At 40.8% G+C, this 15,586-nt stretch carries 9 protein-coding genes and 1 pseudogene; 7 read left to right on the top strand and 3 right to left on the bottom strand.

Annotated features, from left to right (window positions below):
* The first annotated feature begins 42 nt into the window (after nucleotides 1-42).
* Nucleotides 43-513: a hypothetical protein gene (locus M595_RS04995; RefSeq protein ID WP_023064921.1), complete on the top strand. Its 471-nt coding sequence runs from the start codon at nucleotides 43-45 to the stop codon at nucleotides 511-513.
* Nucleotides 514-757: 244 nt separating this feature from the next.
* Here M595_RS04995 and M595_RS04990 read toward each other — a convergent pair whose 3' ends face one another.
* A complete protein-coding gene (locus M595_RS04990) occupies nucleotides 758-1,384 on the bottom strand; it encodes a ribonuclease D (RefSeq protein ID WP_023064989.1) in 627 nt (208 codons plus the stop codon).
* A 30-nt stretch (nucleotides 1,385-1,414) separates the two neighbouring features.
* Nucleotides 1,415-1,960 carry a CAP domain-containing protein gene (locus M595_RS04985; RefSeq protein ID WP_023064925.1) on the bottom strand — a complete coding sequence of 182 codons (546 nt, stop codon included), beginning with the start codon at nucleotides 1,958-1,960 and terminating at the stop codon, nucleotides 1,415-1,417.
* 319 nt (nucleotides 1,961-2,279) lie between these two features.
* Here M595_RS04985 and M595_RS04980 point away from each other — a divergent pair.
* The 3 genes and pseudogenes from M595_RS04980 (at nucleotide 2,280) to M595_RS04975 (ending at nucleotide 7,367) form a co-directional block, all read left to right on the top strand.
* A pseudogene (locus tag M595_RS04980) lies at nucleotides 2,280-3,980 on the top strand (AAA-like domain-containing protein).
* Nucleotides 3,981-4,479: 499 nt separating this feature from the next.
* On the top strand, nucleotides 4,480-4,647 hold the full coding sequence (locus tag M595_RS29050) for a LysM peptidoglycan-binding domain-containing protein (protein WP_023064971.1): 168 nt from the start codon (nucleotides 4,480-4,482) through the stop codon (nucleotides 4,645-4,647).
* Between the two features lie 215 nt (nucleotides 4,648-4,862).
* Nucleotides 4,863-7,367, top strand: coding sequence for an AAA-like domain-containing protein (locus tag M595_RS04975; RefSeq protein WP_023064950.1), 2,505 nt, complete (start codon nucleotides 4,863-4,865; stop codon nucleotides 7,365-7,367).
* A 366-nt stretch (nucleotides 7,368-7,733) separates the two neighbouring features.
* Here the strand turns inward: M595_RS04975 and M595_RS04970 are convergent, their stop codons facing one another.
* Nucleotides 7,734-9,914 (bottom strand): O-linked N-acetylglucosamine transferase, SPINDLY family protein, encoded by a 2,181-nt coding sequence (locus tag M595_RS04970; RefSeq protein ID WP_023065016.1) that lies wholly within the window; start codon nucleotides 9,912-9,914, stop codon nucleotides 7,734-7,736.
* Between the two features lie 253 nt (nucleotides 9,915-10,167).
* Between M595_RS04970 and M595_RS04965 the strand changes: the two genes are divergently transcribed.
* From M595_RS04965 to M595_RS04955, 3 genes are all read left to right on the top strand, one after another.
* Nucleotides 10,168-10,821, top strand: a complete 654-nt coding sequence (locus tag M595_RS04965) for a glycoside hydrolase family 108 protein (protein WP_023064901.1) — start codon at nucleotides 10,168-10,170, stop codon at nucleotides 10,819-10,821.
* Nucleotides 10,822-11,127: 306 nt separating this feature from the next.
* Nucleotides 11,128-12,306, top strand: a complete 1,179-nt coding sequence (locus tag M595_RS04960; RefSeq protein ID WP_023065006.1) for an RNA-guided endonuclease InsQ/TnpB family protein — start codon at nucleotides 11,128-11,130, stop codon at nucleotides 12,304-12,306.
* 134 nt (nucleotides 12,307-12,440) lie between these two features.
* Nucleotides 12,441-15,575: a PAS domain S-box protein gene (locus tag M595_RS04955; RefSeq protein WP_023064990.1), complete on the top strand. Its 3,135-nt coding sequence runs from the start codon at nucleotides 12,441-12,443 to the stop codon at nucleotides 15,573-15,575.
* Nucleotides 15,576-15,586 lie beyond the last annotated feature (11 nt).

Below are 15,586 nucleotides of genomic sequence, written 5' to 3'. Positions count from 1 at the left end.
ACTTTGAATCAAGCAGGACTATTAACAAAAGGTAGAAAGATAATGAATTCCCTAAATACAAAAGAAAATTTAAAAACATTAGAAACAGTAGCCCCTGATACATCAAAAGCAATGGAAAACTCTAACTTAACAATGATGAGTAGCTTAGGAGTTGTCGGTGGATTTGGAAGTGCTGCAATCAATACACCGATGACGGTTGCCGGGGCAGTCGTGTGTGTGGCAGCTTATGGTGCGAAAAAAGCGATTCAAGAAAAAGACAGTTGCGCTCTGATTTCAGTGGCGGGCGGTGCATTTACAGGCGTAGGTATTTCGGCAATTTTAAGCGGGATGAGCTTGGTTGTTGCCGAAACGGCAGTCGGTATCAGTATGGCGCCGGTGGTTGCCGCAGGTGCGACAATTGGACTCGCCAGTTATGGTTTAACAAGATTGGTTCAACGAGTGATGACCCTTCAATTTTCTTATCCTTTCCCTTCTAAAAGTACGATTGTTATTCCCGTGCGTTCTAAACTTTAAGCCGATCTTTGAGTTAAATTCGTTAAGTTTAACCTTTTCAACAGGGTGTCTTTTCTTGGAGATAAAATCTTTAAAATCAGGCGATTGCTTCCCGTTTCCACTTCCTTCTCAACCTAAACCCCGAAAAAAATATTACAAATTGTTAAGCAGTGGGTTGAGTTCTCCGTATATTTACTGAGGGACTCAGAGAAGGACAGATACGCCCATTTGACTCAGCATAACAGTCAAATATTAGTTAAATGGGTTAGTGATGCTCAAAGATATCTTTATAATGCAATAAATCTAAGGTGACAATAGTCGGTAGACAATCAAAGCAATTTTGAGCTAAATCTAAGCGTTCTTCTCGTTCTAACATCATTACCAGTTTTTGCTGAACATTCAACAAATATCGCACATCATTGGCTGCATAATTGAGTTGGTCTTCGGAAAGATTCCCTACATTTCCCCAGTCTGAGCTTTGAGAAGATTTATCGAGTTCGACTTGTTCGAGTTCTTGAACCAGTTCCTTTAAGCCATGTTTTCCGGTGTAGGTTCGAGCTAACTTACTGGCAATTTTTGTACAAAAAACCGGATTGACATCAATATCTAAATAATACAGCAGTGTTGCCATATCAAACCGAGCAAAGTGAAAAACTTTCAGCGTGTTACTCGCTTCTAACAGCTTTTTTAAATGAGGGGCTTCTGTTTGATCTTTGGCAATTTTAACCGCCGTTACTTGACCTTTGGGATCACAAAGCTGCACCAAACACAAGCGATCACGCCAGGGAAGTAAACCCATTGTCTCCGTATCAACAGCTAACCGATCCGCCGTCAAATAACTTGATAGAATGTCTTCTGAAATATCGCGATCGCAAACTTGAAAATTACTCATAAGGAAAAGAAAATTAAACTCTAAATTGGATCACCGACTCTGAACAAAAATCTGAGTAAAATAATACTCTCCCTTTGTATTTATGGCAATCCCAATCCCAGTTAAATTAAAATTTCCTTCTATATTGCGACGATGACCCTCGCTATTGATCCAGCCTTCGACTACTCTTTCACCTGGATTAGCATATCCCGAATTATACCCTACATTTTCGGCAATCCTCCGATAAGGAATCATCTCGCCAATCGCCTGAAATCGTTGTTGTGATCCCGCATGGCTAAATTCGACTTGTCCACTCGCCATCGCCTCACTATGCTGCTTTGCTTCGGAGCTAATACGCGGATCAAGTTTGAGGGGGGGTAAGTTTTTTGAGGCGCGATATTCATTCACTAGCTGATGAACAGACTGTTTTATCTCATCGAGATTCGAGGCATTCTGGGCGACAGGAAAAGAGGACATTTGAGGAATAGAGAATGAAGGAGTAATGGGGGTTTGAAAACCACGTTTATTCAAAAATAACACAATTATTGCAATTGCGGGAAGGGCAAAAGGAAGAATATGCGATCGCTGCTTGGACATTTGTTGGGTTTAGAAAAATCAATTCTATTCTCTATTTTAATTATTTTTGAGCAGATAGGGTTGTGATGCTATTATTCGAGGTGTACTCAGAGAGGATTAGAAAACACCATCCAGACTGATTTATCTTATTAAATTTTCACTTTTAAATTGCTCAGACTGTTTGGAAATAAACTAATTATTTTGCTGATAAACAAGAAGAATTAGCTGAATTTAAACCTGGTTTTATATTGAATAAAGCCCGCAATTCATCAAACATGGTAAGATCACGAACAAATCCTAAACCGCGTAGTGATTAACAAGAGTTGCATTTAGCTATTTTATGAGTAATTCTAGCCGGAAGAAAAAAACAATATTGTTTCTAGCTGCCAATCCCAAACAGACACAGAGTTTGCGGCTAGATCAAGAAATGAAAGAGATTCAACAAGGATTAGAAAGAGCCAAAAAACGCAGCCAATTTAACTTAGAGTATCGCTTGGCTGTTACCGCCAGAGAAATGCAACGGGCGGTGTTAGATTTAAAACCCCAATTTGTACATTTTTCCGGGCATGGTGCGGGAGAACAGGGATTAGTTTTAGAAGATGAAGTTGGGCAAATACAGTTTGTAAGTGCTAAGGGATTAGCAAGTTTATTTGAGTTATTTCAAAACCAAGTTGAATGTGTTGTTCTAAATGCTTGTTATTCAGAACTACAAGCTAAGGCAATTGTCCGTCATATTGACTATGTGATTGGCATGAAGCAGCAAGTTGGAGATCCAGCCGCCCAAGCATTTGCAATCGGATTTTATGATGCGTTAGGCAATGGAGAAAATATTGAATTTGCCTACAAATATGGGTGTACAAGTATCAGCATGGCGGGAATTCCTGAAGAACTGACTCCAGTGATTAGAAGAAAATCAGATGAATCAAACGCCGAAGATATTGAGGAAATAGAAGAAGATTCAACGCCCGAAAATACAGTGATAGAAAATCCCCGTTCCTCTGAAACCTCTACTCTTTCACTGAATGAATTAGAGAACCCAGAAGGTTCGGTGAGTCTAGATTCTCCATTTTATATCGAACGTCCCCCCATAGAATCAGACTGCTATGAAACTATCCTAAAACCGGGAGCATTAATTAGAATAAAAGCACCCCGACAGATGGGAAAAACCTCTCTAATGCAGCGCATTCTTAATCACAGCAAACAAAACGAATACCAAACCGCCTATCTAAATTTTCAGTCAGCCGATAGCGAATTTTTAAGCAATATTGATGATTTTTTGCGGTGGTTTTGTGGAATGATCACAGAAGAATTAGAACTCGAAGATCGCCTAGAAGACTTGTGGAAAGGTAATCTCGGAAGTAAAAATAAATGTAATAACTATTTTCGCCGTTATCTTCTTAAAGCCATCAATCAACCTTTAACGTTAGGGTTAGATGAAGTCGATCAGGTGTTTCAACACTTAGAAATTGCTCAATAATTCTTTAGTTTGCTACGAGTTTGGCACGAAAACGGCAAAAACCAACCCGACTGGAAAAAACTCCGTTTAGTGATTGCTCATTCCAAAGAAGTTTATATTCCGCTTAATATCAATCAATCGCCTTTTAACGTTGGTTTACCGATAGAGTTACCCGAATTAACCTTTGAACAAATTAGCGAGTTAGTCAAAAGACACGGGTTAAACTGGTCGGTGCGGGAGGTAAACTCGTTAATGGAAATGGTAGACGGACACCCGTATTTGGTCAGAAAAGCACTCTATGAAATGACACGCCATCAGTTAAGTTTTGCCGAATTTATCGAAACCGCACCCACCCAAAGCGGAATCTACAACGATCATTTACGGCGCCATTTGTTGAACTTGCAAGCGAATGAAAAGTTAGCCGAAGCAATGCAGGAAGTTGTCTCCAAAAATGAACCCATTCGACTCGAAGAAAGTCAAGCCTTTCAACTGCGAAGTATGGGTTTAATTAAACGGGTGGGAAATGATGTGGTTCCCCTTTGTAATCTCTATCGTCTGTATTTTAGCGATCGCTTTGGGGAATAATATGACTTGCCAAAAACCCGGTAAATTCTGCAAAATCGGGTTTTTATTCCAACTGTTCCTTGATGAAATATAAACAGCAATAGATGCGGGTATATAGGTTACTTATGGGAAACATACATTTAGATCGAAGCAGCCCCTACAGTAATATTATCAATTATTTATAGCAACAAGTATTTAAAGATTTTATCAAATATATTTAAAACAAATTATTGGCTAATAGCCACCGGAATGTTAAGATAAGTGGAGTCGAATCGAAGCGCGATAATTGTTAAGCAAAGCAACTTTATAAAGTTCGGGGAATCCCCGAAGTTAAATCATTTCCCCCACGGCTTAAACCCAATACTGAAGAAGCATTCAGCCTTTAAATTCTTGATTTGCTTAGGTGCAGTAAGTCGGAATATCCTCGAGAAAACATCTCTAAAAAATGGTGATGTTAATATTAGTGTCGCTCATTTAAGCGACAAAACCTCTAACTCAATGACCACAGGAAGGAAAACTCATGTCTCAAACTTTTGCCATCAAAACAATCAAAGCAGGTGACACTTTATTCAAAATCGCTGAACAATTTTATGGTGATCGAAATTTATGGACTAAAATTGCTGCGGCTAATGGTAATATTTTACCGGAAAATTTGGAACCGGGTCAATATATTACGATTCCAAGTTAAGAATAATCCCCCTAAATCCCCCTTAGAAAAGGGGACTTGAACTTCAATTCGCCCCGAAGATCGGGGGACTTTAATCGCTCTTTTCCCCCCTTTCAAAGCAGGGCTAGAGGGAATCAGAAGTCAGAAGTCGGAAGTCATAAGTTTTATTAAAACTTTTTTTAACAGAATTAATCCATTGAATATGGTAAAATTGTTAACCAACCGGACTTCATCGAATGAGTGATTCATCTGAGTCGAATTTTAGCTATCAGGTGGGTGGGAGTCTACCCCCAGACGCCCCAACCTATGTAAAAAGACAAGCCGATGAACGCTTTTATCAGAGACTCAAAACGGGTGATTTTTGCTATGTTTTTAACTGTCGCCAGATGGGAAAATCTAGCTTAAGAGTGCGGACAATGCAGCGACTCCAAAGCGAAGATGTTGCTTGTGTGGCGATCGATATTACCGGAATTGGAACATTTGATATTACGCCGGAACAGTGGTATTTGAGCGTGATTGATGCGATAATCGATAGTTTAGACCTCTACGAAATCTTTGATTTAGAGGAATGGTGGGAAAGTCTCAATTCTCTGTCTATTATCCGCAGATTTAGTAAATTTTTTAGCGATAAACTCTTACAACTTATTTCTCAAAATATAGTTATTTTTATTGACGAAATTGATAGTATTCTCAGTTTACCTTTTAATATAGATGACTTTTTTGCCGTTATTCGAGACTGCTACAACAAACGCGCCGACGAACCCATTTATAAACGTCTAACCTTTGCGTTATTGGGCGTCACAACACCCTCTGATTTAATCCAAGACCAACGACGAACCCCGTTTAATATTGGTCACGCGATCGAACTCAACGGCTTTCAACTTCACGAAGCCGAACCGCTAAAAAATGGGTTTATTTCTTTCACTAAAAATCCCCAAGCGGCGTTAGAAGCGGTGTTGTCTTGGACGAACGGACAACCCTTTTTAACCCAGAAAGTTTGTAAATTGATTCGGGAAAGTTCAACCGAAATAACACCCGGAAATGAGGCTAACTGGGTGGCGAAATTAGTCCAAAATAAAGTCATTAATCAGTGGGAATCTCAAGACAATCCCGAACATTTAAGAACCCTACGCGATCGCCTGTTGAAAGCCTCTGAAGATCGCACCGGACGTTTATTAGGACTCTATCAACAAATCCTACAAAACAAAGAAATTCCCGCCGATAATAGCCCCGAACAAATGATATTGAGACTGACGGGGTTAGTCGTGCAAACACAGGGTAAACTACAAGTTTATAACTCGGTTTATCGGGCGGTTTTTAACTCCAATTGGGTAGAAGAACAACTGGCAAAATTACGACCCTACGCAGAAGCCATTAACGCTTGGGAAAAATCCGGTCGAACCGATGAGTCCCGGTTGTTGAAAGGGGAAGCGTTAACCGAGGCGAAAACCTGGGCTACCGGAAAAAGTTTGAGCGACCAAGATTATCAGTATTTGGCAGCCAGCGAACAACTGGATAAACGAGAAATTCAGGCAACATTAGCCGCAGAAAAACAGGCCAATCAGATTTTAAAACAAGCCAAAAAACGCGCTTCTCTTATTTCTTTGATTACGATAGGAATATTGGGTTTAACTTCAGCGATAGCGGGTCTATATCTCAAACAAGCCTATGACAATCTCAACTTAGCAGAAGCTCGTCTCACCAGTGCGAATGCAAAGGAATTACTCTCCTCTAAGCAAGGACTTAAATCAATTTTAGAAGCACTGAAAGCAAGCCAAGACCTAAAAAAAGTACCGACTTCTCTGTGGTCAGAAGTGAATACAGAGGGGAAAGTGATGTCAGTCCTTCACGAAGTTCTCGATCAACCCCAAGAGCAGAATAGCATTAACGGGCATGAGAGTTATGTCAACGCTGTGGCATTTAGCCCCAACGGGGAATTGATTGCCTCTGCGAGTAGGGACAACACGGTGAAGTTGTGGAACGTTCATCTCGATGACCTGATCGCAGAAGCTTGTACAGTCGTGAGTGACTACCTGAAAAATAACCCCAATGTCACCGAAGAAGACCGGCGTCTTTGTGGGGTAGAAGCTTCGGCAACGGCTTGGTTTTTGCAGGGCGAACAGTCAGCAGGAAAAGGTAATATTGATGAAGCGGTTGATCGGTTTAAACAGGCCGAAAAACTTGACTCGAACTTTAGTTTAAATTTAGCCGCAGCGAGTTTAGTGAGAAGTGGAAAGTCCTTAGCAGGAAGGGATGTTGATACGGCGATTTTAGCGTTTCAAACGGCGTTAGAATTTGACCCCAGTTTAACGTTTAACCCGGAGAATAAAGCCAATGCGATTGCTTCGTTTTCGGAAGGAAGGGATTTAGCAGGAAATGGTAAAATAGACGAGGCATTAGCTCAGTTTGAAAAGGCTCAAAAATTAGATGCAGATTTAAAAATAGATGCTTCGTCTTGGTATACACTTTGTTGGAATGGTAGCCTGAATAAACAAGCGGAAAAGGTGATGTTTGCTTGTGAAAATGCCGTTAAACTCGCGCCTAAAGATGAAGATTATATCAATAGTCGGGGTATAGCCAGGGCGTTAACGGGGGATTTTGACGGGGCGATTAAGGATTTTGAAATGTTCGTTGAATGGACGAATGATGAGGAGAATAAAGCACAGCGAAAAGGTTGGATAGAGTCGCTGAAAAAGGGTGAAAATCCGTTTACCGATGAGGTGTTGAAGGGGTTGCGTTGACCTCTCCCCCAACCCCTCTCCTAGAAGCAGGGCCGTGCGCGTTAAGGCCCTAAAACTTGATTTGTGGGGGGGTGGGGAGGTAGGGAGGTAGGGAGGCGCGGGACGATTTTTATTAATAAAAAGCTATTTTTCCGAGGAAAAAACTCCTCTCCCGGTCCACCCCCGGAACCCTTTCACCCCCTTCGGGTTCGCCACTCCCCTCAACGCGCTTGTTCCCGCGCACGGGGGTGGACTCACCATCAACCCCGGCAATTTTTAACTGAGAATGAAACAGCCCTGGGCTCTTTCAAAAGGGGGCTAGAGGAGATATTGAAAGAACTGTGCTGATTAGACAGGGGTTTTAACTTTTGGTTTGAATAACGATGATTAGCGATCGCTTAATAGTTTACCACATATTTTATACAGATTTTCAGCAAATAAACTGGGGTTCCATAACGGGGCTAAATGGGTTGATGCTTTCGCCTGAATTAGCTGAGTTTGAACAGATTTTCTCAAGGCTATATCTTCCCCAAACCGCACTCCCCAGTTAATATATTCTTCCCACGACTCTGCTATTCCTGCTTCTATACCAACGCCTTGTAGAAAAGAATAGCCCATTCGGGATAAAAATTGTTCGCCTTTGCGAGTGACAACTGGTACTTCAAACCACAGCGCTTCTAGAGTGTGAGTTCCCCCATTATAAGGATAAGAATCTAACAATACATCGGCTAAAGCATAAATCTGACGATGTTCTTCTTCGGTGGGAAATCGAGGAATAAACTTCACCCGATGTAGACTCACTCCAGCAGCTTGACAAGCTTGTTGATAAGCACCTTGAAAAACAGCGACATCTCCGGCGGCTTTATGAATTAAAATACTATTAGGAACTTGTTTGAGAATAGCAACTTGCGCCTCTACTAATTCGCGGTTAAATTTGCGCCCAGGTGCGACACTGAGATAAATAACTTGATCTAAACCAATGCGATAAGCTTTGCGAAACTGTTCACGATTTACCGCCATTCTTTCAAATCCAGAAACAGCGACAAAACTATCCGGCATTCTGACTAACTGTTCAGTATAATACTGTTCATGTCCTTTGGGGTGAGTGTGCCAATCACACAAAAAGTAATTTTTTTCGGAAAGATAAGGCGCATCAAACCCTAGCCAAGACAAACAAACAGGAGCAGGTTGAGTATATAATATTTCAGTATGAATCGGCATACTAATCGCATCTAAATCGAGTAAGATATCAATCTCATCTTGTCGAATTTCTTGGGTAATTTCATTGGCTTCGGGTAAGCCGTTGGGATAGCGTTTGGGTTCGTAGAGTTTACGAGCAATCTGTTGAAAAAGGGCGGTGCGATCGTCAACTTTAGGTCGATCTGTAAAATAGAGATAAATCTCGGGTGTAATCTTAGATAATGCCCGAATAATATCCAAACTACACCAACCGACAGCATGGCGATTAAAATGACTGGAAATAATCCCAATTTTCAAGTGTTGTTGAGGGGAAGATTGAGAATATTCGAGAAAGTAAAGACTGCGGTTGGCTTGGAGAATTTGTTCAATATACCGTTGAGAAATGGTTTGAATTAAACGAGAATTTTGGGTAATATTATCGCGCAAATAGGGTAAACTAAATAATAGATTAGAATACAGTGAACGAATTTCGATTTCTGTGGTGCGGTTGAAAGATTGATCGAGTTGAGATTCTAACTGCAAAAATTGATCTTTAGCGATTTGATTTAAGCCCGAGACTTGATGGGTACTGATCGAATAAATTGCAGTCATAATCGGATCGGTATCACTACACATTTGGCGATAGTGATTGACAGCCTGACGAGCGGCTGCTAAGTTAGAAGAATCCCGAAAAATCCCACATAAATGCTGATGAGCTGGTACTAATTTCGGTTCGAGTTCCAAAGCTTTTTCAAAGTAGGAAATGGCTTGCTTGGGTTCACCTCGATAGCGTAAAATCATCCCAATCTGACAGTAAGCTTCAGCGAGATTCGGATCAATAGCGATCGCATTTTGCCAAGATTTCATCGCCTGATCTAATTTTCCGCTCTGGGCGAACTTATTACCTTGATTAAACAAAAAATTGGCGCTGGCGAGTTGAGGTTGGTATTCAACTGCTTTTTGTTCACAAATTTGGGCTTCTGCTTCGTTTCCCTGCTTTCGTAACGCTTGGGCTAAATTCCAATACACCTCTGCAAAATCGGGCTTCAGCGATAAGGCTTGACGATAACAAGTAATTGCTTCCTCTAGCAACCCTTGCTTGTAGAACATACTCCCTAAATTGGCATGAGCTTGTGGTAAATTGGGATCGAGTTCTAACGCCTGGGTGTAGGAACGAATCGCCGCATCGAGCAAACCTTGAGCTTGTCGAACATTCCCTAACGTCACATAAGCCGGCGCCCAAGTGGGTTCTAACAAAATCGCTTGCTCACAACTCGCGATCGCAGTCGCAAACTGCCCATGAGCATAACTAATTTCAGCCTGTAAAGTCAAGGCTTCAGGGGTATTAGAATCAGAGTCAGCCGACGAGGAACTGAAATCAGGAGACATCAATACAGTCTTGATCAGGGGTCAATAAAGAAGTTTAACTGGAATTGGGTTCACCTGACCAGATCTGATTTGAAAGTCGTTGTTCAAGTTTCCTGTATTTTCCCCGTAGAACCCCCAAATATATAGTCAAATGTCTCGTCTTCTGTTATGTTAGGCGAGAGTTTCACAGGTATTGTCGCCTGTACCAGCCCATTATTCGGTTGGATGAACGCCAACGTCCAACACTTTACCCATTGAAGCCCAAAGAGTTGCTATGAACTGGATCAAAACCAACGCCCAAAAACCACTTAAATCGAAACTAATTCGTGCTATCGTGTTGTTAAGCTTAACCTTAGCTGTCCCTTTAGGTCGCTTGGGTGTAGCACAAGCTCAAAACAACTATGAAAAACGCTTATTTGATGCAGCTTTAGGGTTTACGCTGTATTTTGAAGGTGGGTTTAGTGATCATCCCGCCGATATCGGGGGTCGAACCTATCGAGGAATTATCCAAACCGAATATAATGCTTATCGATCTAGACGGGGTTTACCACCGCTTGATGTTACACAAATGTCGGAAGTTGAACTGTTAGAAATTTATCAGGGATATTGGGATGCTTCCCAATCGGGTAAAATGCACCCGGCTTTGGCAATTGTTATGTTTGATACGGCGGTGAATTTTGGACCTCAAAACTCGATTACTTTTCTTCAACAAGCTTTAGGTTTACCGCAAACGGGTGTATTTGATGGTTTGACAATAGAAGCCCTCAGACGCGGTAATAATAAATATACGGCTCTACAAATCGTGAATGAACGCATTCTCTATCGTTACAAACGGGTGCAAGAAAATCCCAGTCAAATGGCATTTTTTCACGGCTGGTTGAGTCGAGATTATAGTCTGTGGGGTTATGTGGAAAAGATTCAAAATTAATTGACTTGAAGACAAAATCAGAAGATTAGGTGAGACTGAACCTATATCTCTACATTAGCGGGTTTGGTACAGAGGGTAAAGCTGTAGTCAAACCTGCTTTTGCTTTGGGCAATATTTTGGTATGATCTAGAGAGTAGAGGAATAGAATTTATCCTAAAATGTCGGCTTGAAGACCCTCGGTTTCACCGTGCGCTCCGGAAAAGCCGACCAGTAAACAAACCGCACAGCAACAAGATTTTAGCATCTTTTCAGTCAAACTAGAAAACTCTGTGCTAAACTATATTTAGGCTAGTGAGGTTGGCATAAATGTTAGTTTTGGAGTTCAAGGTTAGGGCTAAAAAACATCAGTACACAGCCATAGACGAGGCAATACGCACGGCTCAGTTTGTCCAGAATAAATGCTTGCGTTTTTGGATGGATAACGAAAAAGTTAATAAGTATGACCTTAATAAATATTGTCGTGTATTAGCCCATGACTTTGACTTTGCTAACAAATTGAATTCACAAGCTAGACAGTCTAGTGCTGAAAGAACGTGGTCAGCTATATCTCGTTTTTACGAGAATTGTAAACGTAAGATTACTGGTAAAAAAGGGTTCCCAAAGTTCAAGAAAAATTGCCGTTCTGTAGAATATAAAACGACCGGGTGGAAATTAGATTTAACTACCAGAAAAGCTATTACGTTTACCGATAAAAATAATATCGGTAGATTAAAACTGGTTGGGACTTACGACTTAAACTTTTACCCAATTTCGTCCATTAAAAGAATTAGATTAGTTCGTCGAGCGGATGGTTACTATTGTCAGTTCATTCTCTCAGTTGATGTCAAAATAGATACCTCACCAGCCAATAGCGTCATTGGCTTAGATGTAGGATTAGAATCATTTTACACTGACCAGAATGGCAACAAAATTAATAACCCTAGATTTTTAAGAAAAGGGGAAAAGCAACTTCAAAGACTTCAAAGAAGACTGTCTAGAAAAAAGAAAGGGTCTTCTAATAGAAAAAAAGCACGGGCAAGATTAGCTAAAGCTCATCTGAAAATAAGTAGGCAACGTAAAGATTTTGCGGTGAAGTTAGCAAGATGCGTAATTCACTCTAACGATGTGATAGCCTATGAAGATTTAAAGATTAAGAACTTGGTTAAAAATCATTGTTTAGCTAAATCGATTAATGATGCTGCGTGGTATCAATTTCGTCATTGGCTTGAGTATTTGGGAGAAAAACACGGCAAGATAACTATTGCCGTACCACCTCAATTTACCAGTCAAAACTGTTCTAACTGTGGGGAGAAAGTCAAAAAATCTCTCTCAACAAGGACTCATTTTTGTGCTTGTGGTTGTCAGTTAGATCGTGACGAAAATGCAGCCCGTAACATCTTGAAACTTGGATTAAGTACCGTAGGGCATTCGGGAACTAGGCTACAAGATAGCCTAAACGCTTTGGGAGAGGATACCTCTACTTTTTCAGAAGAAATTCTGTCTTAGTAAGTAACCTCTGTGAACAAAGAATCCCTCGCTTGAGCGCGACGGGAGTGTCAAAGATAGTGATCATGTGAAGAATTCACAGAATAAAGTTCCCACAATTTTCACAATTCTACTGAGGTCGTTTCCCAAAACCGATGTCATTTAATCCCCTTTCTTTTCATGTACCCAGTCTTGATCAGATCATTGTTCCGGTATCATTAAGCCTTACCCCCAGTCAAACGGTTCTCGAAGCCGTGAAATTGATCGCCTCGATGACAAACTCGACAACCGGATCATCAGATGAATCTGGGGAAAATCAGCAGGGTAATACCGGGTTGCGGCATCGGTGTATACTGGTGATTGAAGCGGAGCAGTGGGTGGGGATTTTGGAAGAACATCACATTATCCAAGCGATCGCCTCGGGAAAAAATTTAGCAAGTTTGAGTGTGGCGGAGGTGATGACACCCCCCAAAATAAGTTTAAATTTAGATGATGATCTCAGTAATAATCTTCAGACAATATTATCCCTTCTACAACACCATCAACTCGATCAACTCCCGGTTTTAAACGCTCAAGGCAAAATTCGAGGTATTGTTACAGCCAATTGTATTTTACACCATCTCAAACCGATTAATTGCCCCAACCCCACAGAAACCGGAATGTTATCGGTTGCAGAACAAAAACCCAGTGTAGAAAACCGTCCTGAAAACGAGCTAAAACGTGAACTCGCTGAATACAAAACCCAACTCAACACCGCAAATCAACGCATCCAACAAGCGATTAATCAACGTCAACTCATCCAACGCATCGATCAGAAACTGCGATCTTCCCAACAAGAAATCCGAGCTTTTATCGCGGCTTTGACCGATTTTATTTTAATCGTTCATCTGCTAGAAAACACAGTAGAAATTCAAGATATACCACAAAACAAATTTTGTCCGACGAATCCTGAGATTATTACAGAAACAATCCGACAATTTTCTCAAAACTCTCTGAGCGAACGTTTCATTCATCCAATACGACAAGCGCTAAAGTCTCAAGAAGTGGTGAGTTTTGAGTATAACTTAAACACCCCAGACGGGATATTTTGGTTTAGTGCAAAGATTTCCCCCTTATCTGATAATAGTGTGGTTTGGGTAGCTCAAGATATTACCGAACGCAAACGAGCAGAACAAGCCCTACAACAACTAACAAACGTTCTTGAATCTCGTGTTGTTGAACGCACTAACGAACTTCAGAAAGTTAATACGAATCTCAGACAAGTATTACAGGAACGAGAACTCGCAGCCCAACAACTCCGCGACAGTGAACAAAAGTTTCGTCAGTTAGCTGAAAGTATTCGGGAAGTCTTTTTTATTTGGTCACTGGATGCGTTTGAACTGCTTTATGTGAGTCCCGCCTTTGAACAGATTTGGGGAATGTCTCCGGTGAGTTTGTATGAAAATCCCCGGTTGTGGATCGAGATGATTCATCCCGAGGATCAAAAACACATTGAAGACACGCTGTTAGCAGAATTTTCTCAAGGAAACTTTGATCAAGAATTTCGGATTATTCGCTCAGATGGAGAAATTCGCTGGATTTTAACCCGCAGTTTTCCCGTCGAAAATGAGTCAGGAATAGTCTATCGAATTGTCGGTTTAGCCGAAGATGTTACCGAACGCAGACGAGTTGAGAAGGCGTTACAAGAACGTGAGGGACAGTTGGCGACGTTGGCGGATATCTCTCCGGTGGGGATTTTTCGCACTGATATTGCAGGTCATTATCTCTATGTGAACGAACGCACCAGCGAAATTGTCGGACAACCTTTTCGGGAGTTTATGGGACAGCATTGGATGTTGATGGTACATCCGAGTGATCGCCAATACGTTGAGGATGCTTGGATAATGACTCGCAACCACTATCAACCGCTTGAGTTGGAATATAAAATTAATCGTTCCGATGGGATGATCACTTGGGTATTTGCACAGATTATTCCTGATTTTGATGATTGGGGTATCGTCAAGGGTTTTGTGGGAACGTTGACGGATATTAGCGAACGTAAGCAAATCGAGACAGAACTGCAACAGCTTAATCAACACTTAGAGGTGATGGTTGAACAGCGTACCGCCCAACTCCAACAAACCAATGAAAAACTACGCCATGAAATTCAGCAACGTCAGCAAGTTCAAGATCAAATTGCAGCAAAAGCTGATCAACAGGCGATTATTGCCGATCTCGGACAAAAAGCACTTTCAGGAATGGATTACAATCAGCTAATTCAACAGGTGATCGTTCGAGTTTCTCGTTGTCTTCGTGTTGAGTCGGCTCAGGTGCTAAATGTTCCCATTCAAGATCCAAGTTTACTGAAATTATTTACAGAAATACAGCCCAATAATGATCAACTCAACCCCTCAGACGTTTCAAACCAGACAACATCAGAAAATCTCAATATCGATTTAGTTGAACAGGCGATTTCTTTTCCTCAGAGGGATAGTAATTCTAATCTGTATGGGTTGAGTATTGCGATTGAGAGTCGGACAACTTGTTTTGGTGTTTTGAGTGCTTATACCCGTCAACAACGGGTTTTTACCCAAGATGATGTTTATTTTATCCAAAGTGTTGCCCATATTTTAGCCACAGCGATTGAACGGAACGAAACCGAGAGTCAGCTTAAGACTTCTCTCCAACAAAAAGAAGTTTTACTCAAAGAAATTCACCATCGCGTTAAAAATAATTTGTTAGTTGTTTCTAATATTCTGGAGTTTCAAACCGACTACACAGAAAATCCCGAAGTGATTAAAATTCTTCAAGAAAGTCAAAGACGCATACAGTCAATGGCGTTAATTCACGAAAAGCTTTATGAATCAACAGGATTAGATAAAATTGATTTTGGAGATTATATTCACGATCTCGTGACTCAACTTAGGGAATCCTATGATTTTAATTCACAATTAATTGAGTTAGAACTTGATGTGGAGAGGATAGCTTTAAACTTGGAAACGGCTCATCCCTGTGGTTTAATTATAAATGAGTTGGTTTCTAATGCTTTTAAACACGCTTTTCCTGATCATCGTTCCGGTAAGATTTGGGTGAAATTTGATCAAACCTCAAATCATCTTGTGACTTTAACCGTTCGTGATAATGGCATTGGTTTTCCTCAAAACATTGATTTTCGTCAGGTTGATTCTTTAGGGATGGAATTGGTTTGTACATTAATTAATCAACTTGAAGGTGAGATAGAATTAAGTCGAGATCAGGGGACAACATTTTCTCTGACTTTTAAAGAATTGCAGTATAGTCAGCGATATTAATTCCTTCAAAA

Origin of the sequence: Lyngbya aestuarii BL J, from assembly GCF_000478195.2 — a bacterium.
Taxonomy (GTDB): Bacteria; Cyanobacteriota; Cyanobacteriia; order Cyanobacteriales; family Microcoleaceae; genus Capilliphycus; species Capilliphycus aestuarii.
Note: the sequence above shows the minus strand (reverse complement) of the source record. Positions and strands in the feature narration are given on the sequence as shown.